This window comes from Streptomyces sp. NPDC101227, assembly GCF_044767545.1.
Classification (GTDB): Bacteria; Actinomycetota; Actinomycetes; order Streptomycetales; family Streptomycetaceae; genus Streptomyces.
This window is the reverse complement of sequence record NZ_JBIWOD010000003.1, coordinates 209,484-234,679: the sequence shown is the minus strand read 5'-3', so window position 1 is coordinate 234,679 and position 25,196 is coordinate 209,484. Positions and strand designations below refer to the sequence as shown.

Here is a 25,196-nt window from a genome sequence, read left to right as displayed (position 1 = left end):
CTAAGCCCGATCGCCAATCGATGCGGTGAATTCCTCATTCATGGCGTGCGTCACGGCGATTCCATGGGCATCACGGGCATATCGGCCATGAAGTGGACATTCCTTCCAAGACGCCTGCGGGGTATATCGACCCGTTTGGGATACCTATTCGGGACAAATCGGAGCGGAGGGGCGACCGTTACCGAGGAGCGGGGAGGGGGCGCGGCGGGGCTCTGCGAGAAATCTCACGGGTGATTGCGGGCTTTATCCGCAACGTATGCACGGCCGCACCTGGGGAAATACCGAATATCGCCGATGCGGTTTTACGCATTCGCCGTGCGCCGCTATCGTGCCTCAGATGTTTCCCGCTGCCCCCACACCGCGACGCGAGCTCCCTCCGGCCACGGAGGCGGCCGCCGCGGAGGACACACCGGCACCGGCGCCGGCACCGTCATCGTCACCCAAGACCGGCCGGGACGCGTTCTTCGACAACGCGAAGTACCTGGCCATCGTGCTGGTGGCGATGGGGCACGCATGGGAACCGCTGACCGACGGCAGCCGCGCCGCCGAGGCGCTGTACATGACCGTCTACACGTTCCACATGCCGGCGTTCATCATCATCTCCGGCTACTTCTCGCGCAGCTTCGACATGCGCAAGGACCGGCTGCAACGGCTGGTCACCGGGGTCGTGGTCCCGTACGTCCTCTTCGAGACGGCGTATGCCTTCTTCAAGCGCTGGGCGGACGACGACCCGGGGCATCCGATCAGCCTGCTGGACCCCTGGTTCCTGACGTGGTTCCTGATCGCGCTGTTCATCTGGCGGCTGACCACGCCGCTGTGGAAGGTCGTGCGCTGGCCGATTCCGCTGGCGCTGGCCATCGCGGTGATGGCGTCCGTGTCCCCGGACATCGGTGACGATCTGGACCTCCAGCGGGTGCTGCAGTTCCTGCCGTTCTTCGTGCTGGGGCTGAATCTGCGGCCGGAGCACTTCAAGCTGGTGCAGCGACGGTGGGTGCGGATCGCGTCCGTGCCGATTTTCGCGGCCGCGGTGTTGATGGCCTACTGGGCGGCGCCCCGGATGACCTCGGCGTGGTTCTACCACCGGGACAGCGCCCAGGAGTTGGGCACCACCTGGTGGATCGGCGTGATCATGACGCTGGCCCTGTTCGGCTGCTCGCTGGTGATGACGGCTTGCTTCTACGCCTGGGTGCCCCGGCGGAAGATGTGGTTCACGGTGCTGGGCGCGGGGACGCTGTACGGCTATCTGCTGCACGGCTTCCTGGCCAAGGGCTCGCGGTTCTGGGGCTGGTTCGACGACTACAAGTGGCTGCACACTCCGCTCGGTGAGATCGCGGTCACGCTGATCGCCGCGGCCGTGGTGACGGCGCTGTGCACCCCGCCGGTGCAGCGGGCGTTCCGGTGGGCGATGGAGCCGAAGATGGCCTGGGCGTTCAAGAAGGACCCGGCGGATACGGCGCGGGTGCGGGCCGGCGCCTAGAGGGGAACCCGGAGGGGGCGGTCGAACAAGCCCCCTAGGGGTCGCGAGGGCCCCCTGCAGGGCCACAACGAGGCGGGGGCGAGGGGTATTCCCGTGGGGCGGGCGGCCGGTTCGTGGGGCGAGCGGCGGTCGGACTGCAGCCGGCGGGCGGCAGATGGCAGTCGGTTGGCAGCGGACGGCAGACGGCAGATGGCAGTCGGTTGGCAGCGGACGGCAGACGGCAGACGGCAGCGGACCAACGTCGGTCGGTCGGCAGCAGGCAGCTAGAAGCACTCCTGTAGGGCCACGGTCTGGTTCCAGTCGCCGTCGCGTAGTGCCTTGGCGGGGAGGACGAAATGGAGGTAGCTGCCGTCGCCGCACATGTCGTAGTGGCCGATGGTGATGATGTGGCGGTACGGCTCGTCGGGTGAGAGGTCCTTGAGGGGGAAGGTGCAGCCCTCCAGGTGGGGCCAGCCGAAGGCCTGGTCGGGCGAGAAGCAGACGTCGTCGTAGGTGTAGAGGCCCTGTTCCTTCGCGCAGTACGACTTCCAGGCATCGCCGAGGCGGGTCGACAGCAGCCAGCCGGGCGACGACCGGTAGTAGGTCAGCCAGTCGTCCGTCTCGGGCTCCTCGGAGTAGTCCAGCGTGTCCAGCACCGGGTCGTAGTCGACCCCGAACGGTGATGGGAGGGTCACCACCGGGACGGCGTAGAGGTCCGTACGCGGGAAGAGCGAGGCCGGGGCGGGGGCTTCGACCGCCACCGCCCGGGCGGGGTCGGCGGGGATGATCCGGCAGCGGCGCGGATCCTCGAAATCGATGTGGCGGGCCGCCTCGGGCATGTCCCCACGCTGCGGGTGGTCCTCGAAGCAGAAGATGTTCAGCAGGCCGCCCCCGCCCGGCGGGCGTTCGGTGCCGAGCCACGGGCCCAGCGCATCGACGTCCAGGACGGCGAAGAGGCTCAGCGGGGCGCCCTCGCACTCCGGCCACGGGGTGCCGGGGTCCAGAAGGGCCGGGCCGCCCCAGCGGGTGTGGCCGGCCGGGGCAATGCCGTCCTTGACCGGGCGGAGACCGAAGCCGGGGCGGGCCAGCGCGGCCATCTGCGTCCCGAGGTGCTCCCCCAGGTGCTGCACGCACAGTGCGCGTACCTTCGCTACTTCGTCCCCGTAGTCCATCCGGGCATCAAAGCAGGTGCCGGGTTAAGTTTTCAGGCGTCCCGGCAGATCAGCAGCAGGGCGCGGTCGTCGTTGACGTCCTTGGCGACGGCCTCGATCAGATGCCAGGCGGCGCCGGCGAAGCCGGTGGTGACGTAGCGGTCGGCCTCGCCGGTGAGGCGGTCGATGCCCTCGGAGATATCGCGGTCGGCCGCTTCGACGAGGCCGTCGGTGAAGAGCATCAGGACGTCGCCGGGGCGCAGCGTGCCCTTGACCGGGTCGAACTGGGCGCCGTCGTAGACCCCTAGCAGCGGTCCCTCGCCCGACTTCTCCTCCCAGCGGCCGGAGCCGGCGCTGAGCTGGAGGGCGGGCAGATGGCCCGCGGAGAGCAGTTCGTAGTCGCCGGATTCCAGGTCGAGGACGAGATGGATGGAGGTGGCGAAGCCCTCGTCCCAGTCCTGGCGGAGGAGATAGCCGTTGGCGGCGGAGAGGAAGCCGTGCGGCGGCAGCGAGCCGAGGAGGCCGCCGAAGGCGCCGGAGAGGAGGAGGGCGCGGGAGGCGGCGTCCATGCCCTTGCCGGAGACGTCGGTGAGGACGACTTCGAGGATGGTGCCGCCGTGGGTGCGGGAGGCGACGACGAAGTCGCCGGAGAAGGACTGGCCGCCGGCCGGGCGCAGCGCCATCTCGTGGTGCCAGCCCGGCGGCAGTTTGGGCAGTGAACTCTGTACCCGGATCCGTTCGCGCAGGTCGAAGAGCATGGTGCCGCCGCGCCTCCAGGGCACCCCGACCCGGCTGCGGAACTGGGCGATGAGCAGGCCGAAGAATCCGACGGCGGCCACCACCAGGACCGTGCCGGGGGTGATCCGGTCGGGCCCCTCGTCGTACGGGCCGAAGAGCGCGGACTCGACGACCAGGGCGGCGGCCGAGGTGCCGTAGAGGACGAGGAGGTTGGCGGGGCGGAGGAGGAGGCCGCCGGCGATGACGGGGAGGACCAGGGCGGTCGGGGCGAGCCACTCGGGGCACCAGAGGGTGCCCGCGGCGATGGCGGGGATGGCCAGGAGCAGGGCGGCGAGCGCGAAGCGGTCGGAGCCGTCGCCGCGGAAGTAGTCGACCCCGGCCTTGCGCACGCCGATGCGGGCCCGGTGCAGGCCTCTGTGCATCCGGGCCGTCAGTGGTTCCGTTCGGGGTTCCGTTCCCGGGCCGCTTGTCATTGCTCTGGGACCTTATCCACCCGTTCGGCGGTGCGTCGATTCGCCGCACGTCACCCTCGGGAATTGCCGGGAAACGGCGTTCGAAATACGGTCGCGCGGCCGGAGAGTGTCCTGCTAGTGATGGGTTTATGGCGACAGAGACAGTGGAGTTGCGTGCGCTGCGGGCGGACGAATGGGACGCATGGTTCGACATGGTGGATGTGGCGTTCGGCGGGGTGCCCGAGACCCCGGAGCAGCGCGCCGCGTGGCGGGACGTGACGGACTTCGGCCGGATGTTCGGCGCCTGGGACGGTGCGGGCTGGGTCGGCACCGCCGGGGCGTTCTCGTTCGGGCTGACCGTGCCGGGCGGGGCGGAGGTGGCGGCGGCCGGGGTCACCGCGGTCAGCGTGCTGCCCACGCATCGCCGGCGCGGGGTGCTGCGTTCGATGATGCGGCACCAGCTGGACGAGGTCCGTGCGCGGGGTGAGGCGCTGGCGGTGCTGACGGCGTCGGAGCCGGCGATCTACGGGCGGTTCGGGTACGGCGCGGCGACGCTGGAGATGCGGCTGGACGTCGACACGGTCCGGCTGGCCGCGCCCGCGCTGCCGGGGGTGGACGGCGTACGGCTGCGGCTGGTGGATCCGGTGGCGGGGCTGGCGGAGTGTGAGCAGGTCTACGGGCGGCTGGTGCCGACGCGGCCGGGGATGCTGGCGCGGCGGCCGCACTGGGATCGCTTCATGCTGGTCGATCCGCCGAGCGAGCGGAACGGTGCCGGGGAGTTGCAGTGTGTGCTGGCCGAGGTGGACGGCGAGGTGCTGGGGTATGCGCGCTATGCCGTGAAGCCGGAGTCGAATGCCGCCGGGCCGTGCGGGACGGTGCTGGTGCGCGATGTCCAGGCGCTGGATCCGGTGGTGTACGCGGCGCTGTGGCGGTATCTGTTCGGGATCGATCTGACGTCGGCGGTGTCGGTGCGGTCGCGTCCGGTGGACGATGCGCTGCCGCATCTGGTGGCGGATATGCGGCGCTGTGGGATCGGTCTGCGGGAGTCGCTGTTCGTCCGGCCGGTGGAGGTGGGCACGGCGCTCGCGGCGCGGACGTACCGGGCGCCGGTCGATGTGGTGCTGGAGGTCTCGGACGCGTTCTGCCCGTGGAACGAGGGGCGGTGGCGGCTGTCGGGTGACGAGAAGGGCGCGAGCTGCACGCGGACCACGGACCGGGCCGAACTGGCGCTGTCCGTAAGGGAGCTGGGGTCCGCCTATCTGGGCGGCTTCACGCTGTCGGCGCTGGCGGCGGCGGGCCGGGTGCGGGAGCTGCGTCCCGGCGCGCTCGCGGCGGCCTCGGGGGCGTTCGGGTCGGATGTGGCGCCGTGGCTGTCGCACGGCTTCTAGCGGCACGGCCGGTGGCGGCCCCGGGAGCGGTCAGCTCCGGGGCGCGCCGGTAGCCGGCTGGCAGGTGGGGCACCAGAAGAGGTTGCGGGCGGCGAGACCGGCGGTGCGGATCTCGCTGCCGCAGATGTGGCAGCCCAGATGGGCGCGGCGGTAGACGTAGACCTCGCCGCCGTGGTCGTCGACCCGCGGCGGGCGGCCCATGGCCTCGGGCAGGTGCTCGGGCCGTACGGTGTCGATGCGGTTGTGGCGGACGCCCTCGGCCATCAGGTACACCAGGTCGGCCCAGATGGCGTCCCATTGGGCGCGGGTGAGATCGCGGCCGGGGAGGTACGGGTCGATGCCGTGGCGGAAGAGGACCTCGGCGCGGTAGACGTTGCCGACGCCGGCGATGATCTTCTGGTCCAGCAGCAGGGCCGCGATGGTCGTACGGCTGCGGGAGATCCGCTGCCAGGCGCGGGCGCCGTCGTCCTGGGGGCGCAGCGGGTCGGGCCCGAGGCGGTCGTGTATCGCCTGCTTCTCGGCGTCGGTGATCAGCGCGCAGGTGGTGGGGCCGCGGAGGTCCGCGTGCGCGGAGGGGCTCGCGATGCGCAGCCGCACGGTGTCGGTGGGGGGCGGGGCCGGGGCGCCGCCGAAGCCGAGTTTGCCGAAGAGGCCGAGGTGGATGTGGATCCAGCGATGGGGGTCCCCCCTGGACTGGAGCTCGTCGGAGGTCCTTGAGGGAGTGCCGAAGCCGAGGAAAAGGTGCTTTCCGTGGGCCTCGGTGTCGGCCAGCACCTGGTTGTCGACGAGGGCCGCGCCGTCCGCGAACTTGCCCTGCGGGCTGGTGGCCCGGATCGTGCGCCCCAGGAAACGTTCGCCGTAGTCGGCGGCGAGGCGGTGGATGGTGTGGCCCTCGGGCATGGGGTGTTCTCCGGTGGACGCGCCCCGCCCTCCCCGGTTGCCGGGGAGGGCGGGCGACGGCTGCTGCGACGGCGGGGGGCGGCGGTCAGCCCTGCGGGTGGTGCGCGGGGATGGCCGGGAGGTCGCCGGTGGTCTCGTAGGCCGAGAGCATGTCGATGCGGCGGGTGTGGCGTTCCTCGTTGGAGTACGGGGTGTTGAGGAAGACGTCGATGAAGCTCGTGGCCTCGTCCCGGGTGTGCATGCGGCCGCCGACGGAGATGACGTTGGCGTTGTTGTGCTCGCGGCCCAGCTTGGCGGTTTCCTCGCTCCAGGCCAGCGCGGCCCGTACGCCCTTGACCTTGTTGGCGGCGATCTGCTCGCCGTTGCCGGAGCCGCCGATCACGACGCCGAGGCTCTCCGGGTCGGCGGCGGTCCGCTCCGCGGCGCGGAGGCAGAACGGGGGGTAGTCGTCCTGGGCGTCGTAGATGTGGGGGCCGCAGTCGACGGGGTCGTGGCCGTGGGCCTTGAGCCACTCGACGAGGTGGTTCTTGAGTTCAAAGCCGGCATGGTCGGAACCGAGGTACACGCGCATGCGATGAGTGTGCCACGGGCGTTTCCGGGCAGGCTCTGCCGGGTCAGTTGCGGTGCGTCGCCTCTGAGGCATCTGGCCGGTGTTTCACGCAACGATCCCGCTTCAGACCTTCCAATCGATGGGTTAACGCGGTTCTAATGCTCTGGTTCCAATCCGTGAACCACTCGAGGGACGGTGCATATGAGCGCGCACCCGCCTACCACCAAAGCGGTCCCCGGCGCCGGCGAACCCGGCAGCGGACCCACCGGGGGGCAGCCGCAGGACGGGCTGCAGGCAGGACTGAAGAACCGCCATTTGTCGATGATTGCCATCGGCGGCGTGATCGGAGCGGGGCTGTTCGTCGGCTCCGGTGCCGGCATTGCGGCCGCCGGGCCCGGAATTCTGCTGTCGTACGCGCTGACCGGGCTGCTGGTCGTGCTGGTGATGCGGATGCTCGGCGAGATGGCCGCGGCGTCCCCGACGTCCGGGTCGTTCTCCGCGTACGCCGACCGGGCACTGGGGCGCTGGGCCGGCTTCACCATCGGCTGGCTGTACTGGTTCTTCTGGTCGGTGGTGCTGGCCGTAGAGGCGACCGCCGCGGCCGGGATCCTGACCGGCTGGGTCCCGGCCGTCCCGCAGTGGGCCTGGGCGCTGCTGGTGATGATCGTGCTGACGGGTACGAACCTGGTGTCGGTCGGGTCGTTCGGTGAATTCGAGTTCTGGTTCGCCGGGATCAAGGTCGTGGCGATCGTCGTCTTCATCGTCGTCGGGGCGCTGGCGATATTCGGGCTGCCGCCGGGTGATCATGCGGTGGGCCTGTCGAATCTGACCGGGCACGGCGGGTTCCTGCCGCACGGTCCGGGCGCGATCCTCTCCGGCATGCTGCTGGTGGTCTTCTCCTTCATGGGCAGCGAGATCGTCACGCTGGCGGCCAGCGAGTCGCCCAATCCGGTGCTGGCCGTGCGCAAGGCCGTCAACAGCGTCATCTGGCGGATCGCGATCTTCTACATCGGGTCGATCGGGGTGATCGTGACGCTGCTGCCGTGGAACGATTCCGCGGTGCTCAAGAGCCCGTATGTGGCGGTGCTGAAGTCGCTGGACATTCCGTACGCGGGCACGGTCATGGATGTGGTGGTGCTGACCGCGGTGCTGTCGTGTCTGAACTCCGGGCTGTACACCGCCTCGCGGATGGCGTTCTCGCTCGGTGAGCGGGGGGATGCGCCGAAGTCGTTCGCGACGGTCAACCGCGGTGGCGTTCCGGCGGTCGCCATCTACGCCTCGGTGGCCTTCGGGTTCATTGCGACGATCTTCAGCTATACGTCGAAGGACACCATTTTCCAGTTCCTGCTGAATTCGTCGGGTGCGGTGGCCCTGTTCGTGTGGCTGGTGATCTGCTTCTCCCAGCTGCGGATGCGGCGGGTCATCGAGCGGGAGGCTCCGGAGCGGCTGACCGTGCGGATGTGGCTGTATCCGTGGCTGACGTACGCGACGATCGGGCTGATCGTGTTCGTCGTGGGCTATATGTTCTACGCCCCGGACGGGCGGAAGCAGATGGTGCTGTCGGTGGTCGCGGCGGTGGTGGTGCTGGCCGTGGGGCTGGTGCTGGACCGGCGGCGGCCGCGGGAAGCAGCCGAGGAGGGCACCGCCGCCGTCGCCGGGTCGCGGACCGCGGGCCGGTAGAGAGCGCGACGGGCCCCGTCTCACCTTGCGGTGGGGCGGGGCCCGTTGGCGTCTGCGGTGGGGTCAGCGGCGGTTCGCCAGCTTCCAGGCGGCGGGCAGGGCGCCCATGGCCAGCACGGCCTTGAGGGCGTCGCCGATCAGGAACGGGACGAGGCCGACGGCCACGGCCTGGCCGAAGCCCATGCCGGTGCTGAGGGCGAGGTAGGGGACGCCGACGGCGTAGATCAGGGCCGTGCCCGCGGCCATCGTGCCGGCCGTACGCAGGACCCCGCGGTCGCCGCCGCGGCGGGCCAGGGCGCCCACGGCCGTGGCGGCGAGCAGCATGCCCAGGACGTAGCCGAAGGTGGCGCCGCCCGCGCCCGAGGCGCCGCCGGCGAACCACGGCATACCGGCCATGCCCGCCAGGGCGTACAGCGCGAGGGAGAGCAGGCCGCGGCGCGCGCCGAGCGAGGCGCCGACCAGGAGGGCGGCGAAGGTCTGGCCGGTGACCGGGACCGGGGTGCCGGGGATGGGAACGGCGATCTGGGCCGCGATGCCGGTGAGCGCGGCGCCGCCGATGACCAGCGCGGCGTCGCGGACGCGGGCACGGGAGGCCGTGGCCGCGGGCAGCAGGTCGGCGAGGACCGCACCGGGACGGGGGAAGGTTGCAGTGCTCATCGGGGCTCCGCGAGGTGAGGGGTCGGGACAGTCGGGACGCGTTGACGTTAGCCGAGGGAGCCGGTGGCGATCATCGTGTGGCGGTGACAAAGCCGTACCGGCCCGCTTGGAGAGTTCTGCCCAACGTCCAGGACCGTCAGACCCGTTGGGGCGGTGGCCGTCTTCCCAGGTCACGTGATGCTCGTCACGGCCGCTGCCGCGGCGGGGCGCCGGTTTTGTGGTAGCGCGCGGCGGGCGGGGAAACTGGGGCCGCCCCCGCAATGACCTGTGGGGTTCCACCAAAGCGGGGCCGTCGCAGTACCCCTTCGACGCACCGCGCCCTTGCGAGAGTACGAGCCCATGCGCGACGCAACGACCCCCACGGGAACCGCACCGCCCGGTGCGGGTACCGGCGAACGAGAGCCGCTGAACGGCGGGCTCAAGCAACGCCATCTGACGATGCTGGGTCTGGGCGGGGTGATCGGCGCGGGGCTGTTCGTGGGCTCCGGCGCGGGGATCGCGGTGGCCGGGCCCGGGATCGTGGTGTCGTATCTGATCGCGGGCGCGCTGGCGATGCTGGTCATGCGGATGCTCGGGGAGATGTCGGCGGCGATGCCGTCCTCGGGCGCGTTCTCGGTGCATGCGGAGCGGGCGCTGGGGCGCTGGGCGGGCTTCAGCGTCGGCTGGCTGTACTGGTTCCTGCTGGTCGTGGTGCTCGCCGTGGAGGCGACCGGCGCGGCGGGGATCGCCGCCGGCTGGGTGCCCGGCGTTCCGCAGTGGGCCTGGGTGCTGATCTTCATGGTCGTGTTCACGGTGGCCAACCTGGCGGCGGTGAAGAACTTCGGCGAGTTCGAGTTCTGGTTCGCGGCGCTGAAGGTCACGGCGATCGTGCTGTTCCTGGGCTTGAGCCTGCTGGCGGTGTTCGGGGTGCTGCCGGACACGGATCCGGTGGGCATGGCGAACCTGACGGGTCAGGGCGGTTTCCTGCCCCACGGCTGGTCCGGCGTCATCTCCGGTGTGCTGGCCGTGGTCTTCGCCTTCGGCGGGCTGGAGGTCGTCACCATCGCGGCCGCCGAGTCGGACGATCCCGCGCGTGCGGTGGGGCGGGCGGTACGCAGCGCGGTCTGGCGGATCCTCTTCTTCTATGTGGGTTCGATGCTGCTCATCGTGACGCTGCTGCCGTGGTCGGCGATGCGGCCGGGCACGAGCCCGTATGTGGCGGTGCTGGACGCCATCGGCGTTCCGGGGGCCGGGCAGATCATGAACATCGTCGTTTTCGTGGCGCTGCTGTCCGCCCTGAACGCCAATCTGTACGGGTCGTCGCGGATGGTGTTCTCGCTCGCCGAGCGGGGTGAGGCGCCGCGTGCGCTGCTGAAGGTGTCAAGCGGCGGGGTGCCGCGGCGGGCCGTACTCGCCTCGGTGGCCTTCGGGTTCGTCTCCGTGCTGCTGAATCTGAAGTGGCCGGATTCGGTGTTCCTGTACATGCTCAATGCGGTGGGGGCGGTGCTGCTGTTCGTCTGGGGGCTGATCGCCGTCTCCCAGCTGCGGCTGCGTCCGCGTATCGAACGCGAGGCGCCCGGGAAGCTGACGCTGCGTATGTGGGGGTTCCCCTGGCTGACCTGGGTGGCGCTGCTGGCGATGGGCGGCGTGCTGGTGCTGATGCTGACCGATGACGCGGCGCGGCCGCAGCTGCTCTGGTCGGCCGGGGCGACGGCGGCGGTGCTGGCCGTGGCGGGCGTGCGGGAGCTGCGGGCGCGGCGCGCGCGGGGCTGAAGCGGGCGTCCCGGGGGTCCCGGGGAGCCGAGTCGGAGGTCACAGCAGGTGGTAACTGACGATGAAACGGCCACGGGTAGTCACGATCTCGTCTGAATAGCGAACATTCGCTGCACAACTGTTGCCCTCAGCGGACACCGGCACTCAAACTGAGCGCGTTTTACCGCAGGACCCCTGGAGTTGAGCCGTCGGCGGCCCCGGGAGAACGCAGTATCGCCCCGCTTCGCTCTCACATACTGGGACAGGTACGACATGAATCGGACACCCTCGTCCGCCACGCCGCTGCGCAAGCAGACCGATGCGGTCCAGGGCGCCGGCCAGGATGGCGGCCCCGCGCTGTCCAACGGCCTCAAGCAGCGCCATCTTTCGATGATCGCCCTGGGCGGCGTGATCGGCGCCGGCCTGTTCGTCGGCTCCCGCGAAGGCATCGCCGCCGCGGGCCCCTCGATCGTGCTGGCCTATGCGGTCTCCGGCGCGCTGGTCATGCTGATCATGCGGATGCTCGGCGAGATGGCCGCGGCCAATCCGTCCTCCGGCTCCTTCTCCGTGCACGCCGAGCGCTCCATAGGCTCGTGGGCCGGCTTCACGGCGGGCTGGATGTTCACCGCGCTGCTGTGTGTGGCGGTGGCCGCCGAGGCGCTGGGCGCCGCGGGCATCATGACCCAGTGGTTCCCGGCCACCGAGCCGTGGATGTGGGTACTGCTGTTCATGGTGATCTTCACCGCCACCAACCTGGCGGCGGTCAGCAACTTCGGCGAGTTCGAGTTCTGGTTCGCCGCGCTGAAGGTCGCCGCGATCGCCCTCTTCCTGGTCCTCGGCGTGCTCGCCATCTTCGGCGTGCTGCCGGGCGCCGACGCGCCGGGCACCGCGCATCTGACCGGTGACGGCGGGTTCCTGCCGCATGGCGCGAACGGCCTGATGGTCGGTCTGCTGGCCTCGGTATTCGCGTACGGCGGGCTGGAGACGGTGACCATCGCGGCGGCCGAGTCCAAGGACCCGGTGCGCGGGGTCGCGAGCGCGGTGCGCACCGCGATGTGGCGGATCGCCCTCTTCTACGTCGGCTCGATGGCCATCATCGTCACCGTCATCCCCTGGAGCGCCCCGTCGATCGCCAAGAGCGGTCCCTACGTCGCCGTCCTGGACTACCTCAAGATCCCGGCGGCCGGCCAGATCATGAACGTCGTCATCCTGGTCGCGCTGCTCTCCGCGGTGAACGCCAACCTCTACGGCTCCTCGCGGATGGCGTACTCCCTCATCTCCCGCGGCCAGGGCCCGGCCTTCCTCGGCAAGGTCAGCGGCGGCGTGCCGCGCCGCGCCGTGCTGATGTGCTCCGCCTTCGGGTTCCTCGCGGTCCTCTTCAGCTTCCTGTGGCCGGACACGCTCTTCAAGTGGCTGCTGAACATGGTCGGCGCGGCCGTCCTGGTGGTGTGGGCCTTCATCGCGGTGGCCCAGCTGCGGATGCGGCGCAAGCTGGAGCGCGAGGCGCCGGAGAAGCTCGTCGTGAAGATGTGGGCCTTCCCCTTCCTGACGGTGGTGGCGCTGGTGGGCATCATCGGCGTGCTGCTGCTGATGCTGCGGGACGAGAACCAGCGCATCCAGCTGCTGTTCACCGGCGGCTTCGGAGTGGTGCTGGCCGCCATCGGACTGGTGCGGCAGCGGAGCGTCGCCAAGAGCGCGGAGTAACGCGCCGGCGGACACCCCTGTGAGGCGGGGCGGGATCTCCTACGGAGGTCCCGCCCCGCCTCCGTCTTTGGGACCAGGCCGGTCCCCGCGCCCGGCCCGTGATCACTCCTGCTGGTAGCGTGCTCTTGCACATTGTTTGCAACTACTGCATGTACGCAGCTTGGAGGCGGGATCGGCATGGCGACCTACACACTTCCGGAACTCCCCTACGACTACGCGGCGCTGGCCCCGGTCATCAGCCCCGAGATCATCGAGCTGCACCACGACAAGCACCACGCGGCGTATGTGAAGGGCGCGAACGACACGCTGGAGCAGCTTGCCGAGGCGCGCGACAAGGAAGCCTGGGGCAACATCAACGGCCTCGAGAAGAACCTCGCGTTCCATCTCTCCGGGCACATCCTGCACAGCATCTACTGGCACAACATGACCGGCGACGGCGGCGGCGAGCCGCACGAGAAGGACGGCGTGGGCGAGCTGGCCGACGCCATCGCGGAGAGCTTCGGGTCGTACGCCGGGTTCAAGGCGCAGCTGACCAAGGCCGCCGCCACCACCCAGGGCTCCGGCTGGGGCGTCCTCGCCTACGAGCCGGTGACCGGCCGGCTGATCGTCGAGCAGATCTACGACCACCAGGGCAACGTCGGCCAGGGCTCGGTGCCGATCCTGGTCTTCGACGCCTGGGAGCACGCCTTCTACCTCCAGTACAAGAACCAGAAGGTCGACTTCATCGAGGCGATGTGGCAGGTCGTCAACTGGCAGGACGTCGCCAAGCGGTACGCGTCCGCCAAGCAGCGCGCGAACAACCTGCTGCTGGCGCCGTGACGGCGTAACGCCACCGGTCGTCCTGCCTCGTGATCGTCTTCTCACCCTTCACCCGGCAGGCGGAATGACGGAAGGCCCCCGGACGTCCGATACGTCCGGGGGCCTTCCCATGCCGGTGGGGCGGCGCGGGCGCCGCGCGGCGGTCAGTCGAAGATCGGGCCCTGCGTCCGGGTCCGCTTGATCTCGTAGAAGCCGGGGATGGACGCCACCATCAGCGTGCCGTCCCAGAGCTTGGCCGCCTCCTCGCCCTTGGGGGCCGGAGTGACGACCGGGCCGAAGAAGGCGATCTGGTCGCCGTCGGAACCGGGCACCGCGATGACCGGGGTGCCGACCTCCTGGCCGACGAGGTCGATGCCCGCCTTGTGCGAGGCACGCAGCTCGTCGTCGTAGGTGTCCTTGTCGGCGTACTCGATCAGCTCGGCGGGCAGCCCGGCGTCCTCGATCGCGGCCGCGATCGACTCGCGGCTGATCCCCTCGCCGGCGTTGTGGAAGCGCGTGCCGAGCGCCGTGTAGAGCTTGCCGACGACCTCGTCGCCGTGCAGCTGCTGGGCGGCGATCACCACCCGGACCGGGCCCCAGGCCTTGCCGCCGGGGCGCATGTTCTCCGCGTACTCCTCGGGCAGCTGGTCGAGCTTGTCCTCGTTGAGCACCGCCAGGCTCATCACATGCCAGCGCACCTCGACCGGGCGGACCTTCTCCACCTCCAGCATCCAGCGGGAGGTCATCCACGCCCACGGGCACAGCGGGTCGAACCAGAAGTCGGCGGGGGTCTTCGCGGTCTGGGACACGGGATCTCCTCTTGCGAGCTGCGCGGTGGTGTTCCGGGGACGGTTCGCACGGTTCAACAACCCCGCACCGTGCCATGATTCCCAGTGTTCGATATTCGAGACGAGGACGAGGGAGTCACGTCGTGCCAGGTGAGAATCTGTCCCGGGACGAGGCCCGCACGCGGGGGCAACTGCTGAGCGTCGACGGGTACGACGTGGCGCTGGATGTCCGCTCAGCGGTGCAGCGCGGCGAGGCCGCCGCCACCTTCCGCTCCCGGACCACCATCCGCTTCCGCTGCGCCGAGCCCGGAGCGTCGACGTTCGCGGATCTGCTCGCCCCCTCCGTCACCTCCGTCACCCTCAACGGCCGCGAGCTGGACCCGGCCGCGGTCTTCGACGGCACCCGGATCGCGCTCGAGGGGCTGGCCGCCGAGAACACCCTGGTCGTCGACGCGCAGTGCGCCTACAGCCGTACCGGCGAGGGGCTGCACCGCTTCGTCGACCCCGAGGACGGCGAGGTCTACCTCTACACCCAGTACGAACCGGCCGACGCCCGCCGGGTCTTCGCGAATTTCGAACAGCCGGATCTGAAGGCTCCGTTCAGCTTCGAGGTGACCGCCCCGGAGGGGTGGGTCGTGCTCAGCAACGGCGCCGAGGAGGGCGAGCCCGAGGACGGCCGCCACCGGTTCGCCACGACCCGGCCGATCTCGACGTACATCACGGCCGTGGTCGCCGGCCCGTACCACTACGTCACCGACAGCTACCACCGCACCCTGGAGGACGGCAGCGAGCTGGAGATCCCGCTGGGTGCGCTGTGCCGAAAGGGGCTGGCGCGGCATTTCGACGCGGACGACATCTTCACCGTCACCAAGCAGGGCCTGGATTTCTTCCACGACCACTTCGACTACCCCTATCCGTTCGGGAAGTACGACCAGGCCTTCGTGCCGGAATACAACCTCGGCGCCATGGAGAACCCGGGGTGTGTGACCTTCCGGGAGGAATTCATTTTCCGGGGGAAGGTCACCGAGGCCTCGTACGAGGGCCGGGCCAACGTCATCCTGCACGAGATGGCGCATATGTGGTTCGGCGACCTGGTGACCATGCAGTGGTGGGACGATCTGTGGCTCAAGGAGTCGTTCGCGGACTTCATGGGGGCGTTCTCGCTGGTGGGGGCGACGCGCTTCCGCAACGGCTGGATCACCTTCGCCAACCGGCGTAAGTCGTGGGCCTATCGCGCCGATCAGCTGCCGTCCACCCACCCGGTCACCGCGGATATCCGTGACCTGGAGGACGCCAAGCTGAATTTCGACGGCATTACGTATGCCAAGGGCGCCTCGGTGCTCAAGCAGCTGGTGGCGTATGCGGGGCAGGACGCGTTCCTCGAGGGCGCGCGGCGGTATTTCAAGCGGCATGCGTACGGGAACACCCGGCTGACGGATCTGCTGGCGGTGCTGGAGGAGACCTCGGGGCGGGACATGGCCGCCTGGTCGCGGGCCTGGCTGGAGACGGCGGGGGTCAACTCCCTCACGCCGCAGGCCACTTATGACGCCCAGGACCGGATCACCGAGCTGAGCATCTTCCAGGAGGCCCCGGCCGCACACCCGCAGCTGCGGCCGCACCGTGTCGCGGTGGGCCTCTACCGGCGCCAGGAGGACGGCGCGCTGGTGCGCTACGCCCGCGCCGAGGCGGATGTCGCGGGACCGCGTACGGTCGTCACGGAGCTGGCCGGGACCGAGCGGCCCGAGCTGATCCTGGTCAACGACGACGATCTGACGTACTGCAAGACCCGGTTCGACGCGGAATCGCTGGCCACCCTGCGGGCCCGGCTCGGTGAGCTCGTCGACCCGCTGGCGCGGGCCCTGTGCTGGGCCGCGCTGTGGGGCCTGACCCGCGACGGGCTGATGCCGGCCCGCGACTACCTGGACCTGGTGCTGCGCTTCGCGGGCCGGGAGACCGAGATCGGCGTGCTCCAGTCGCTGCACACCCAGGCCCGTACGGCGCTGGAGCTCTACTCCGCCCCCGAGCGCCGCGCGGAAGCCACCCGGGAGCTGGCCGAGGGCGCGCTGCGCGAGCTGCGGCCGGCCGAGCCGGGCAGCGGCCATCAGCTGGCCTGGGCCCGGCACTTCGCGTCGATCGCCTCCAGCCCGGCCGATCTGCAGCTGCTGCGCGGCCTGCTGGACGGCAGCGCGAAGATCGACGGCCTGGAGGTGGACCAGGAGCTGCGCTGGACGTTCCTGGAGCCGCTGGCCGCGCACGGCGCAGCGGACGAGGCCGTCATCGCCGCCGAGCTGGCCCGCGACGACACCGCCTCGGGCCGGCGCCACCAGATCCGCTGCCTGGCCGCCCGGCCGGCCGCCGAGGTCAAGGCGCAGGCCTGGGCCGATGTCGTCGACTCCGATGCGCTCTCGAACGCCCTGGTGGAGGCCACCATCAGCGGGTTCGTGCAGTTCGGGCAGCGGGAGCTGCTGGCGCCGTACGCGCCGCGCTACTTCGCGGCGATCGAGCGGGTGTGGCAGGAGCGGTCCATCGAGATCGCGATGTCGGTGGTGCGGGGGCTGTTCCCGTCCTGGCTGGTGGCGCAGTCCACGCTGGACGCCGCGGACGCCTGGCTGGACGGGCACGCGGACGCGGCGCCGGCGCTGCGCCGGATGGTCTCGGAGGAGCGGGACGATCTTGCCCGCGCGCTGCGCGCACAGGCTTGTGACGAGGCGGCCGCGCCCAGGCCGTAACCCCCGCCCCGACCAGCCCTTCTCGGCAGTCGAACGCCCGTACTTTAGGACAGGGTTGTCCGGTTTGTGGTACGGGCGTGTAACAGCGGTTAGCGGGCGGAGCGGGCGCGGGAAAGTGCGGGGTCATGAACCACGACACACCGCTCTCCCCGCTCCCCCTCCGCCACCTCGCCGACGTCCAGTGCCGGGTGCTGACCACCCGGCAGCTGCGTGAGCACGGCGTGCTGCCCGCGGAGATCACCGAACGGTGCCGGCCCGGCGGCCCCTGGCAGCCGGTCCTGCCCGGTGTGTATCTGCTGCACCCGGGAGCGCCCACCAGCGAGGAACGGCTGCACGCGGTGCTGCTGTACGCCCGCCACCGGGGGCCGACCGTGCCCTGCCAGGGCGGGCAGCCCGACGCCCCGGCGGCGATGATCACCGGGCTGGCGGCGCTCGCCCTGTACGGCTTCACCACCGCTCCCCCGCTGCTCGCGCTCGACCGCATCGAGGTGCTGGTCGCCCGCACCCGGCGGCTGCGCTCGACCGGCTTCGCCAAGATCGTCCGGACGGTGGAGATGCCGACGCCGCAGGACGTCACCGGCGTCCCGACCGCGCCGGTCGCCCGCGCGCTCGCGGACGCGGTCGCCGAACTCACCGACGCCTCCTCGGTCCGCCGGCTGCTGACCGAGGCGGTACGCGGCGGGCACTGCGAAGCGGCCGCGCTGGTACGGGAGCTGAGCCGGGCGCGGCTGCTGACCCGGCCGCATGTGGTGGACGCGGTGGACACCCTGATGGCCGAGGGCCGGGCGCTGGCCGAACAGCGGCTGTACGCGATGGTGCACCACCACGGCCTGCCCGACCCGCTCTGGAACGTCGATCTGCGGCTGCCGGGCGGACCCCACCTGGGCGGCGTGGACGCGTACTGGCCCGAGCACTCGGTGGCCCTGGAGATCGACACCCGCGCCCAGCGCCCCGATGAGGACCCGCTGCACTCCCCGTACGACCACAAGCGCGAGCACCTGGAGCGGCTGGGCATCACGGTGGTGCGCTGCCTGCCGCGCGCCCTGCGCGATGCCCCCGGCCAGCAGGCCGCGGTGGTCCGTACGGCCCTGATGGCGGCCGCCGACCGGGAGCCGAGCGCGTATGTGGTCGTGCTGCCCCGTTAGCGGGGCCCCGGCCCGGACACCCCGGCTATCAGCCCACCAATCACCGCAACCCACAACGGCTCCTGCCCCGGTCCACCACGCCGTACGGCGCTAGAAGCGCTTCAGCAGCAGCTCGACGTTGCGGTCCCGGGCCGTGCCCGCCAGGTCCGTACGGGCCTCGGGCGCGTTGAACGACAGCTCCCGGTAGAGGGCCGCCAGTCCCGTCTGGGAGAGGTCGGTGAAGTCCGTACGGTGCGGGGCCGCCGACTCGACCAGCGTCGTGAACAGCGAGAGCGTGCCGTCGTGGTTGTCCACCAGCTCGATGACCCGGGCCAGCTGCGGGAAGTCGATGTGCGAGGCGGTGGACACCTCCCAGAAGCTGCCGTGCGCGGTGATGTCGTTCTTGTGGCTGTGGCCGTTGATCCAGCCGACGACGGAGGGGTGGGCGGCCAGCAGCTCGACCAGCTCCGCGCCGCCGTGCCGCTTCTCGTGCGGGTGGGCCGGGTCGGGCCGGGTGTTGTTCATGGTCTTGCTGGTGTGGTGGCTGAAGACCAGGACGTGGCGGCCCGCGCCCTTCTTCTCCTCCTTCAGCACCCGCTGGAGCCAGCGCAGCTGGCCGTCGCCGATGGAGCCGGTGTAGTGGCCGCCGGGGTCGGTGGTGTCCAGGCTGATGCCCAGGACGTGGTCGGAGACGGGGAAGGTGTAGTAGAGCCGGTCCTCGGCGAGATGGGCGGCGGTGTAGCCGTGGCCGTGCGGGCCGGGGCCGGTGCGGGCCGGGTCGAGGTGGGCCTTGAGGTACTCCGCGCGGGTGAAGGGGGCGCGCCGCTCGTCGGGGGTGACCGGGCGGGCCTGCTTCGCATGCGCCTTGAGCAGCCGCTTGAAGTCCTCCCCCTTGGGGTCGAGGCCGTTCTTGACCGCCTTCCACACCTTCGCGGCCTCGGCGGACGGCAGCGCCTCCAGCTTGCGGCCGCCGGTGGCGATCTCGGTCCAGAAGGGGTCGCCGGGCGCGTAGCAGCCGCCGGGCAGCGAGTCGTGGTTGCCGACCGTGGAGTACCAGGGCAGCCGCAGTCCCGGGCTGTGGACGGTGCGGATCGCGGCGTCGAGGAACCCGTCGAGCCGCGGGAACCCCAGCTTCTTGTCGGCGTCGCGCAGGGCGCTGTCCGGCTGCCAGTACAGGGTCAGGCCGCTGTCCTGGACGCCTTCGTAGCGGCGCGGGTTGCCGGAGTTCGGGGTGATCCGGCCGCCGCTCATGGCCGTCAGGAACCACTCCAGCTCCAGCTTGGAGTTGTTGTCGGTGTTGTCCCCGGTGGTCATCACGAAGGACAGCGGTGCGCCGGTGGCGGGCCCGCCCGGCAGCGCGTTGACCCGCTCGATCAGCGAGATCACCCCGGCGACGGAGAGCGCCTCCTGAGGCCGCCAGGCGCTCGCGGTCTCGGCGCGCAGGTACTCGTAGCGCAGCGGGCTCTGCACGTCGACCAGATGCAGGTCGGTGAACTGGACGAAGGAGGCCAGCGCGGTGCGGCGCCGGTCGCGCCCGGCGCGGGCGCCGGCCAGCTCGGCGCGCACGACCCGGTTCCAGGCGGGGCCGTCGGCGAGCCGGCGGTAGCCGGAGGTGCCGCGCGGGGTGGCCACCCCGCCGAGGGTGGTGCCCTTGGTGTACGGGGCGTGGGGGACGGCGGGGGCGACGACCGGGACGGGGGCGGCGGGGGCCGGGCCCGGGGCGACGGTGGCGGCCGCGGCGGGCCGGTCGCCGCCGGGGCCGAGGGTCAGCCCGAGCCCGGCGGCGGCGCCGACGGCGCCGGTGGCGGCGAGGAAGGTACGGCGATCGAGAGTGGCGGCGGCGGACCGTATGCGGGACATGCGCGAACTCCCCGGGTGCGAACGCGAAGGCGGCCGGGCAGCACAACTGCCCTGTCACCTGGGATCGTTGGCATCGGGGATGACCTGCGAGTGAACGGCACCGCAACGTCGTTTGCCCATCACCGCACAGGGATCACCGACCGCCGTGGCCGTCATCGACCGGCCATCGCGATCGGCCCGCGGCAACGCATGACGGTCATCCGGTGTTCATGTACCGGGGTAACCCGGCCGGCCCCACCCCGACAGACAGCCGCCATCCCAGTCGCCGCCACAGCCACCACGGCCACCACGGCCGTCACCATCAGCCGCCCAGCGGTCACCCTCCGTGAGGACTGCCGCCCGTCCGGCCGTACCGGACCCGCTCCGGATCCGCCTGCCCACGCTCCACAGAATGGAACGGATTGGACAAGGCGACGGGTGTCACACACATGATGGGAGCACTACTGAGCAGGTGTTCCCAGCAGACATCTCCATCAGGTCGCGAAAGAAGGAGTCCCATGAGGATCGGAATCGTCGGAGCCACCGGACAGGTCGGCGGCGTGATGCGGGGCATTCTCGCCGAGCGGAGCTTCCCGGTCGAGCAGCTGCGCCTGTTCGCTTCGGCCCGGTCCGCCGGACGCACGCTGCCCTGGCAGGACACCGAGATCACGGTCGAGGACGCGGCCACCGCCGACTACTCGGGCCTGGACATCGTGCTCTTCTCCGCCGGTGGCGCCACCTCCAAGGCGCTGGCGGAGAAGGTCGCCAACGCCGGCCCCGTCGTGATCGACAACTCCTCGGCCTGGCGCCGTGACCCCGACGTCCCGCTCGTCGTCTCCGAGGTGAACCCGCAGGCGATCACGGACCGCCCCAAGGGCATCATCGCCAACCCGAACTGCACGACGATGGCCGCGATGCCGGTGCTGCGTCCGCTGCACGACGAGGCCGGCCTCGTCTCGCTGGTCGTCGCCACCTACCAGGCGGTGTCCGGCAGCGGGCTGGCCGGCGTGGCGGAGCTGGAGGGGCAGGCCCGTAAGGTCATCGACCAGGAGGCCACCAAGCTGGTGCACGACGGCGCGGCGGTGGAGTTCCCCAAGCCCGACACCTACGTCGCCCCGATCGCCTTCAATGTGCTGCCGATGGCCGGCTCCATCGTCGACGACGGTCTGAACGAGACCGACGAGGAGCAGAAGCTCCGCAACGAGAGCCGCAAGATCCTGGAGATCGCGGACCTGAAGGTCTCCGGCACCTGCGTCCGGGTCCCCGTCTTCACCGGCCACTCCCTCCAGATCAACGCCCGCTTCGCGCGTCCGCTGAGCCCCGCCCGCGCCCAGGAGCTGCTGGCCGGCGCCCCCGGCGTCACCCTCTCCGACGTGCCGACCCCGCTCGAGGCGGCCGGCCAGGACGCGTCCTTCGTGGGCCGCATCCGCGCCGACGAGACCGCCGAGAACGGCCTGTCGCTGTTCGTCTCCAACGACAACCTCCGCAAGGGCGCGGCGCTGAACGCCGTCCAGATCGCGGAGCTGGTCGCGGCGGAGCTGCGCGGCTGATGTAGCCGAAGAGGGCCCGTACGGAGACTCGTACGGGCCCTCGCCGTTTCATGGCACCACCGGACCCGTCTCAGGGGCGCCGTACCTCGAACTGGAAGCAGCCGTATTCCAGTGCCCGGACGTGCACGAGCGCCACGTCCGGGTCGGCGAAGGCCTCGGCGAAGACGGCGTCGAACCCTGCGTCGGCGTCCTCCGGGACCTCGAAGAACCGGCCGCCGATGATCTGCCCTTCGGCGTTGTAGCGGCGGATCGTCCGCAGTGCGCCCGGCCGCGCGAACGGATACCCCTCGGCGGCCGCGTCCGGCCCGCCGCATGCCTCGGCGTGGATGAACACCGGCCCCAGCTCGCAGTACGCGCCTGGCTCGGCCCCGGTGGCCGCCGCCCATCGCCGCAACGGCGCATAGGAGACGAGCGCGACCCGCTCACCGGCCTCGATGTCCCGCAGACAGCAGCGGAGCGGACTGCCGAGGCAGTCCGGGCCGCCGTCCTCGCCCGCGGTGAACGGTTCGAGCGGCCGGCCGGCGTCGTCGGCGTCCTGGAGTTCCTTGAGCGTGAGGGGAGGGATGGGACAGGGGGTGTAGCGAAGGGCGGAGCCCGGGATGCGCTTGATCATGTGGCCAGTTTGCGACTTTTGCTCGCCCGGTGCTGGCGGGATTCGGACGGGACGATCGGCCGCTCCTTCAGAGCGCCAGATGCCGGCGCAGCGCCACGTCGATCTCCGTCATGCGCTGCCGGGGCACCGAGCCGACCCTCTGGACCATGCGCTCCGGAGTGACGGCGCGGACCTGTTCGCACTGAGCCTTCGAGTCCTTGGGCAGACGACACTCATCGGCGCGGAGAAAGACCTGGAAGGTGAGGACACGCGAGGTGTTGGACGTCAGGGGAATCACCGTGAGCACACCCCGGCCGTTGCGCTCGACCGACTGATTGGCGCCATTGTTGGACACGATCACGACCGGGCGGATCTTGTTGGCCTCGCTGCCGCGCGCCGGCTCCAGGTCGGCCATGTAGATGTCACCACGCCTCATTGGCAAGCCCATCCTTGGTCGTCCGGTCCCACAGCGCCGCGTCCTCGCTCGCGTCCCACTCCTCGAAGGCCTCCGTGTACTCCGCTTCGAGCTCCGCCGCACGCAACAGCTCAATGGCGGCGTGTATCACTGCGGACCGCGACTCGGCTTCCGTTCTCGTCGCGTACTCGTCGACGAAGGCGAGATCCTCCTGCGGCAGGCTCACACTAATCTTCATACCCTGATGCTACCCAGATAGCTACCGATGCACTACTTCAATTACTACCCCTCGCCCATCCAGGTGATCGTGGAAGGATGGCCGAAGAGTCCCATGCGATGACGAATGCGAAGGAGATGGCCGGGTGCCTGGCACGAATCTGACCCGCGACGAGGCGCAGCAGCGGGCGCGGCAGCTGAGCGTGGACGCGTATGAGATCGATCTCGACCTCTCCGGTGCGCAGGAGGGCGGGACCTACCGGTCCGTCACGACGGTGCGCTTCGATGCGGCCGAGGCGGGCACGGAGACCTTCATCGATCTGGTGGCGCCGGCCGTGCACGAGGTCGTGCTCAACGGTGAAGCGCTGGATGCGGCCGCGGTGTTCAAGGATTCGCGGATCGCGCTGGCGGGGCTGCGGGCGGGACGCAACGAGCTGAAGGTCGTCGCCGACTGTGCGTACACCAACACCGGGGAGGGGCTGCACCGGTTCGTCGACCCGGTGGATCAGCAGGCCTACCTCTACACGCAGTTCGAGGTGCCGGACGCGCGCCGGGTGTTCGCCTCCTTCGAGCAGCCGGACCTGAAGGCGACGTTCCAGTTCACGGTGAAGGCGCCCGCGGGCTGGACGGTGATCTCCAACTCGCCGACCCCGGAGCCGGGCGGCGCCGACGGGACCGTATGGCGCTTCGAGCCGACGCCGCGGATCTCCACGTACATCACGGCGCTGATCGTCGGCCCGTACCACAGCGTGCACAGCACCTACGAGGAAGACGGGCGGTCGGTGCCGCTGGGCATCTACTGCCGGCCCTCCCTCGCCGAGCACCTGGACGCGGACGCGATCTTCGAGGTCACCCGGCAGGGCTTCGCGTGGTTCCAGGAGAAGTTCGACTACGCCTACCCGTTCGCCAAGTACGACCAGCTCTTCGTGCCGGAGTTCAACGCCGGCGCGATGGAGAACGCGGGCGCGGTCACCATCCGCGACCAGTACGTCTTCCGCTCGAAGGTGACGGACGCGGCGTACGAGGTGCGCGCGGAGACGATCCTGCACGAGCTGGCGCACATGTGGTTCGGCGACCTGGTCACCATGGAGTGGTGGAACGACCTGTGGCTGAACGAGTCGTTCGCCACCTACACCTCGATCGCCTGCCAGGCCTACGCGCCGGGCTCGAAGTGGCCGCACTCGTGGACGACGTTCGCCAACTCCATGAAGACCTGGGCGTACCGGCAGGACCAGCTGCCGTCCACCCACCCGATCATGGCCGAGATCCGCGACCTCGACGACGTCCTCGTGAACTTCGACGGGATCACCTACGCCAAGGGCGCGTCCGTCCTCAAGCAGCTCGTGGCGTACGTCGGCATGGATGAGTTCTTCCGGGGCGTGCAGGCCTACTTCAAGGCGCATGCGTACGGGAACACCCGGCTGAGCGATCTGCTGGGCGCGCTGGAGGAGACCTCCGGCCGCGATCTGAAGACCTGGTCGAAGAAGTGGCTGGAGACGGCGGGCATCAACATCCTGCGGCCGGAGATCGAGGTGGACGCGAGCGGCGTCGTCACCTCCTTCGCGGTGCGGCAGGAGGCCCCGGCGCTGCCGGCCGGCGCGAAGGGCGAGCCCGTACTGCGCCCGCACCGGATCGCGATCGGCTGCTACGACCACCAGGACGGCAAGCTCGTCCGCACGAGCCGGATCGAGCTGGACGTGGACGGTGAGCTGACCGAGGTGCCGTTCCCGGAGAACACCAAGCGGCCGGCCGTCGTCCTCCTCAACGACGACGACCTGTCGTATGCGAAGGTCCGCCTGGACGAGGAGTCGCTGAAGGTCGTCACCGAGCACCTCGGCGACTTCACCGAGTCGCTGCCGCGCGCGCTGTCGTGGGCGTCGGCCTGGGACATGACGCGGGACGCCGAACTGCCCACCCGCGACTATCTGTCGCTGGTGATGTCCGGCATCGGCAAGGAGTCGGACATCGGCGTCGTCCAGTCGCTGCACCGTCAGGTGAAGCTGGCGCTGGAGCTGTACGCGGACCCCGCGTGGCGCGAGACGGGCCTGGCGGCCTGGACCGAGTTCGCCCACGAGCAGCTCAAGGCCGCCGCGCCCGGCAGCGACCACCAGCTGGCCTGGGCCCGCACGTTCGCCGCCGCGGCCCGTACGACCGGTCAACTCGACGTAGTTCAGGGGCTGTTGGACGGCACCGAGACCATCGAGGGCCTGGTCGTGGACACCGAGCTGCGGTGGTCGCTGCTGCAGCGGCTGGCGGGCACCGGGCGCGCGGACGAGAAGGCCATCGCGGCGGAGCTGGAGCGGGACAAGACCTCGGCGGGCGAGCGTCATGCGACCACGGCCCGCGCGGCGCGGCCGACGGCGGAGGCCAAGGCGGAGGCCTGGAGCTCGGTCGTGGAGTCCGACAAGCTCCCCAACGCCGTCCAGGAGGCCGTCATCGGCGGCTTCATCCAGACCGATCAGCGGGAGCTGCTGGCGCCCTACACCGCGAAGTACTTCGACGTGGTCAAGAGCGTCTGGGACGCGCGCAGCCATGAGATGGCGCAGCAGATCGCCGTCGGGCTCTACCCGGCGCTCCAGGTCTCCCAGGAGACCCTGGACGCCACGGACGCCTGGCTGGCCTCGGCCGGTCCGAGCCCGGCCCTGCGCCGCCTGATGACCGAGTCGCGCTCGGGCATCGAGCGGGCGCTGAAGGCACAGGCGGCGGATGCTGCGGCTGCCTGATCCATCGGCTGATAC

The 25,196-nt window shown here is 70.5% G+C and carries 20 protein-coding genes; 10 read left to right on the top strand and 10 right to left on the bottom strand.

What is annotated here, in order from left to right; translation table 11 throughout:
- The first annotated feature begins 337 nt into the window (after positions 1-337).
- Positions 338-1,477 (top strand): acyltransferase family protein, encoded by a 1,140-nt coding sequence (locus ACIRPT_RS07850; RefSeq protein ID WP_403823874.1) that lies wholly within the window; start codon positions 338-340, stop codon positions 1,475-1,477.
- Between the two features lie 263 nt (positions 1,478-1,740).
- On the opposite strand, the gene ACIRPT_RS07845 is transcribed toward ACIRPT_RS07850, so the two are convergent.
- The gene (locus tag ACIRPT_RS07845; protein WP_403823871.1) at positions 1,741-2,628 is read right to left on the bottom strand and encodes a DUF1963 domain-containing protein; all 888 of its coding nucleotides are present in this window, start codon (positions 2,626-2,628) and stop codon (positions 1,741-1,743) included.
- A 32-nt stretch (positions 2,629-2,660) separates the two neighbouring features.
- Positions 2,661-3,767: a PP2C family protein-serine/threonine phosphatase gene (locus ACIRPT_RS07840; protein ID WP_403506489.1), complete on the bottom strand. Its 1,107-nt coding sequence runs from the start codon at positions 3,765-3,767 to the stop codon at positions 2,661-2,663.
- Between the two features lie 179 nt (positions 3,768-3,946).
- Here ACIRPT_RS07840 and ACIRPT_RS07835 point away from each other — a divergent pair, with 179 nt between their 5' ends.
- Positions 3,947-5,185 carry a GNAT family N-acetyltransferase gene (locus ACIRPT_RS07835; protein ID WP_403823868.1) on the top strand — a complete coding sequence of 413 codons (1,239 nt, stop codon included), beginning with the start codon at positions 3,947-3,949 and terminating at the stop codon, positions 5,183-5,185.
- A 30-nt stretch (positions 5,186-5,215) separates the two neighbouring features.
- Here the strand turns inward: ACIRPT_RS07835 and ACIRPT_RS07830 are convergent, their stop codons facing one another.
- Positions 5,216-6,085: an Fpg/Nei family DNA glycosylase gene (locus ACIRPT_RS07830; protein WP_403823865.1), complete on the bottom strand. Its 870-nt coding sequence runs from the start codon at positions 6,083-6,085 to the stop codon at positions 5,216-5,218.
- 85 nt (positions 6,086-6,170) lie between these two features.
- Complete coding sequence (locus ACIRPT_RS07825) at positions 6,171-6,656, bottom strand: ribose-5-phosphate isomerase (protein WP_403506481.1); 486 nt, start codon at positions 6,654-6,656, stop codon at positions 6,171-6,173.
- 180 nt (positions 6,657-6,836) lie between these two features.
- On the opposite strand from ACIRPT_RS07825, the gene ACIRPT_RS07820 reads away from it, so the two are divergent.
- Positions 6,837-8,315, top strand: coding sequence for an amino acid permease (locus ACIRPT_RS07820; protein ID WP_403823862.1), 1,479 nt, complete (start codon positions 6,837-6,839; stop codon positions 8,313-8,315).
- A 63-nt stretch (positions 8,316-8,378) separates the two neighbouring features.
- On the opposite strand, the gene ACIRPT_RS07815 is transcribed toward ACIRPT_RS07820, so the two are convergent.
- Positions 8,379-8,972 (bottom strand): biotin transporter BioY, encoded by a 594-nt coding sequence (locus ACIRPT_RS07815; protein WP_403823859.1) that lies wholly within the window; start codon positions 8,970-8,972, stop codon positions 8,379-8,381.
- A 339-nt stretch (positions 8,973-9,311) separates the two neighbouring features.
- Between ACIRPT_RS07815 and ACIRPT_RS07810 the strand changes: the two genes are divergently transcribed.
- From ACIRPT_RS07810 to ACIRPT_RS07800, 3 genes are all read left to right on the top strand, one after another.
- Positions 9,312-10,724, top strand: coding sequence for an amino acid permease (locus ACIRPT_RS07810; protein WP_403506472.1), 1,413 nt, complete (start codon positions 9,312-9,314; stop codon positions 10,722-10,724).
- Positions 10,725-10,976: 252 nt separating this feature from the next.
- Complete coding sequence (locus tag ACIRPT_RS07805) at positions 10,977-12,407, top strand: amino acid permease (RefSeq protein ID WP_403823856.1); 1,431 nt, start codon at positions 10,977-10,979, stop codon at positions 12,405-12,407.
- A gap of 177 nt (positions 12,408-12,584) precedes the next feature.
- Positions 12,585-13,226, top strand: coding sequence for a superoxide dismutase (locus ACIRPT_RS07800; protein ID WP_340484056.1), 642 nt, complete (start codon positions 12,585-12,587; stop codon positions 13,224-13,226).
- Positions 13,227-13,369: 143 nt separating this feature from the next.
- Here ACIRPT_RS07800 and ACIRPT_RS07795 read toward each other — a convergent pair whose 3' ends face one another.
- Positions 13,370-14,014: a DsbA family protein gene (locus ACIRPT_RS07795; protein ID WP_403823853.1), complete on the bottom strand. Its 645-nt coding sequence runs from the start codon at positions 14,012-14,014 to the stop codon at positions 13,370-13,372.
- Positions 14,015-14,136: 122 nt separating this feature from the next.
- On the opposite strand from ACIRPT_RS07795, the gene pepN (ACIRPT_RS07790) reads away from it, so the two are divergent.
- Complete coding sequence (gene pepN / locus ACIRPT_RS07790) at positions 14,137-16,722, top strand: aminopeptidase N (RefSeq protein ID WP_403823851.1); 2,586 nt, start codon at positions 14,137-14,139, stop codon at positions 16,720-16,722.
- A gap of 125 nt (positions 16,723-16,847) precedes the next feature.
- Positions 16,848-17,867, top strand: a complete 1,020-nt coding sequence (locus ACIRPT_RS07785) for a hypothetical protein (RefSeq protein WP_403823849.1) — start codon at positions 16,848-16,850, stop codon at positions 17,865-17,867.
- Positions 17,868-17,957: 90 nt separating this feature from the next.
- Here the strand turns inward: ACIRPT_RS07785 and ACIRPT_RS07780 are convergent, their stop codons facing one another.
- Entirely contained in the window at positions 17,958-19,706 is a 1,749-nt protein-coding gene (locus ACIRPT_RS07780; RefSeq protein ID WP_403823846.1) for a TIGR03767 family metallophosphoesterase, read from the bottom strand.
- Positions 19,707-20,203: 497 nt separating this feature from the next.
- On the opposite strand from ACIRPT_RS07780, the gene ACIRPT_RS07775 reads away from it, so the two are divergent.
- A complete protein-coding gene (locus ACIRPT_RS07775; RefSeq protein WP_403823843.1) occupies positions 20,204-21,235 on the top strand; it encodes an aspartate-semialdehyde dehydrogenase in 1,032 nt (343 codons plus the stop codon).
- Between the two features lie 70 nt (positions 21,236-21,305).
- Here ACIRPT_RS07775 and ACIRPT_RS07770 read toward each other — a convergent pair whose 3' ends face one another.
- From ACIRPT_RS07770 to ACIRPT_RS07760, 3 genes are all read right to left on the bottom strand, one after another.
- Positions 21,306-21,848, bottom strand: coding sequence for a DUF1203 domain-containing protein (locus ACIRPT_RS07770; RefSeq protein WP_403823840.1), 543 nt, complete (start codon positions 21,846-21,848; stop codon positions 21,306-21,308).
- 67 nt (positions 21,849-21,915) lie between these two features.
- Complete coding sequence (locus ACIRPT_RS07765) at positions 21,916-22,263, bottom strand: type II toxin-antitoxin system PemK/MazF family toxin (RefSeq protein ID WP_403823838.1); 348 nt, start codon at positions 22,261-22,263, stop codon at positions 21,916-21,918.
- Positions 22,250-22,480 (bottom strand): ribbon-helix-helix domain-containing protein, encoded by a 231-nt coding sequence (locus ACIRPT_RS07760; protein WP_403823835.1) that lies wholly within the window; start codon positions 22,478-22,480, stop codon positions 22,250-22,252. Before ACIRPT_RS07760 ends, ACIRPT_RS07765 begins: the two co-directional genes overlap by 14 nt.
- Before the next feature lie 124 nt (positions 22,481-22,604).
- Between ACIRPT_RS07760 and pepN (ACIRPT_RS07755) the strand changes: the two genes are divergently transcribed.
- Complete coding sequence (gene pepN / locus ACIRPT_RS07755; protein WP_403823832.1) at positions 22,605-25,181, top strand: aminopeptidase N; 2,577 nt, start codon at positions 22,605-22,607, stop codon at positions 25,179-25,181.
- The last annotated feature ends 15 nt before the right edge of the window (positions 25,182-25,196 follow it).

Bases quoted from the DNA above. Each gene is read 5' to 3' on its own strand.
- ACIRPT_RS07850 (WP_403823874.1), top strand. From the start codon at position 338: ATGTTTCCCGCTGCCCCCACACCGCGACGCGAGCTCCCTCCGGCCACG.
- ACIRPT_RS07845 (WP_403823871.1), bottom strand. From the start codon at position 2,628: ATGGACTACGGGGACGAAGTAGCGAAGGTACGCGCACTGTGCGTGCAG.
- ACIRPT_RS07840 (WP_403506489.1), bottom strand. From the start codon at position 3,767: ATGCACAGAGGCCTGCACCGGGCCCGCATCGGCGTGCGCAAGGCCGGG.
- ACIRPT_RS07835 (WP_403823868.1), top strand. From the start codon at position 3,947: ATGGCGACAGAGACAGTGGAGTTGCGTGCGCTGCGGGCGGACGAATGG.
- ACIRPT_RS07830 (WP_403823865.1), bottom strand. From the start codon at position 6,085: ATGCCCGAGGGCCACACCATCCACCGCCTCGCCGCCGACTACGGCGAA.
- ACIRPT_RS07825 (WP_403506481.1), bottom strand. From the start codon at position 6,656: ATGCGCGTGTACCTCGGTTCCGACCATGCCGGCTTTGAACTCAAGAAC.
- ACIRPT_RS07820 (WP_403823862.1), top strand. From the start codon at position 6,837: ATGAGCGCGCACCCGCCTACCACCAAAGCGGTCCCCGGCGCCGGCGAA.
- ACIRPT_RS07815 (WP_403823859.1), bottom strand. From the start codon at position 8,972: ATGAGCACTGCAACCTTCCCCCGTCCCGGTGCGGTCCTCGCCGACCTG.
- ACIRPT_RS07810 (WP_403506472.1), top strand. From the start codon at position 9,312: ATGCGCGACGCAACGACCCCCACGGGAACCGCACCGCCCGGTGCGGGT.
- ACIRPT_RS07805 (WP_403823856.1), top strand. From the start codon at position 10,977: ATGAATCGGACACCCTCGTCCGCCACGCCGCTGCGCAAGCAGACCGAT.
- ACIRPT_RS07800 (WP_340484056.1), top strand. From the start codon at position 12,585: ATGGCGACCTACACACTTCCGGAACTCCCCTACGACTACGCGGCGCTG.
- ACIRPT_RS07785 (WP_403823849.1), top strand. From the start codon at position 16,848: ATGAACCACGACACACCGCTCTCCCCGCTCCCCCTCCGCCACCTCGCC.
- ACIRPT_RS07780 (WP_403823846.1), bottom strand. From the start codon at position 19,706: ATGTCCCGCATACGGTCCGCCGCCGCCACTCTCGATCGCCGTACCTTC.
- ACIRPT_RS07775 (WP_403823843.1), top strand. From the start codon at position 20,204: ATGAGGATCGGAATCGTCGGAGCCACCGGACAGGTCGGCGGCGTGATG.
- ACIRPT_RS07770 (WP_403823840.1), bottom strand. From the start codon at position 21,848: ATGATCAAGCGCATCCCGGGCTCCGCCCTTCGCTACACCCCCTGTCCC.
- ACIRPT_RS07765 (WP_403823838.1), bottom strand. From the start codon at position 22,263: ATGAGGCGTGGTGACATCTACATGGCCGACCTGGAGCCGGCGCGCGGC.
- ACIRPT_RS07760 (WP_403823835.1), bottom strand. From the start codon at position 22,480: ATGAAGATTAGTGTGAGCCTGCCGCAGGAGGATCTCGCCTTCGTCGAC.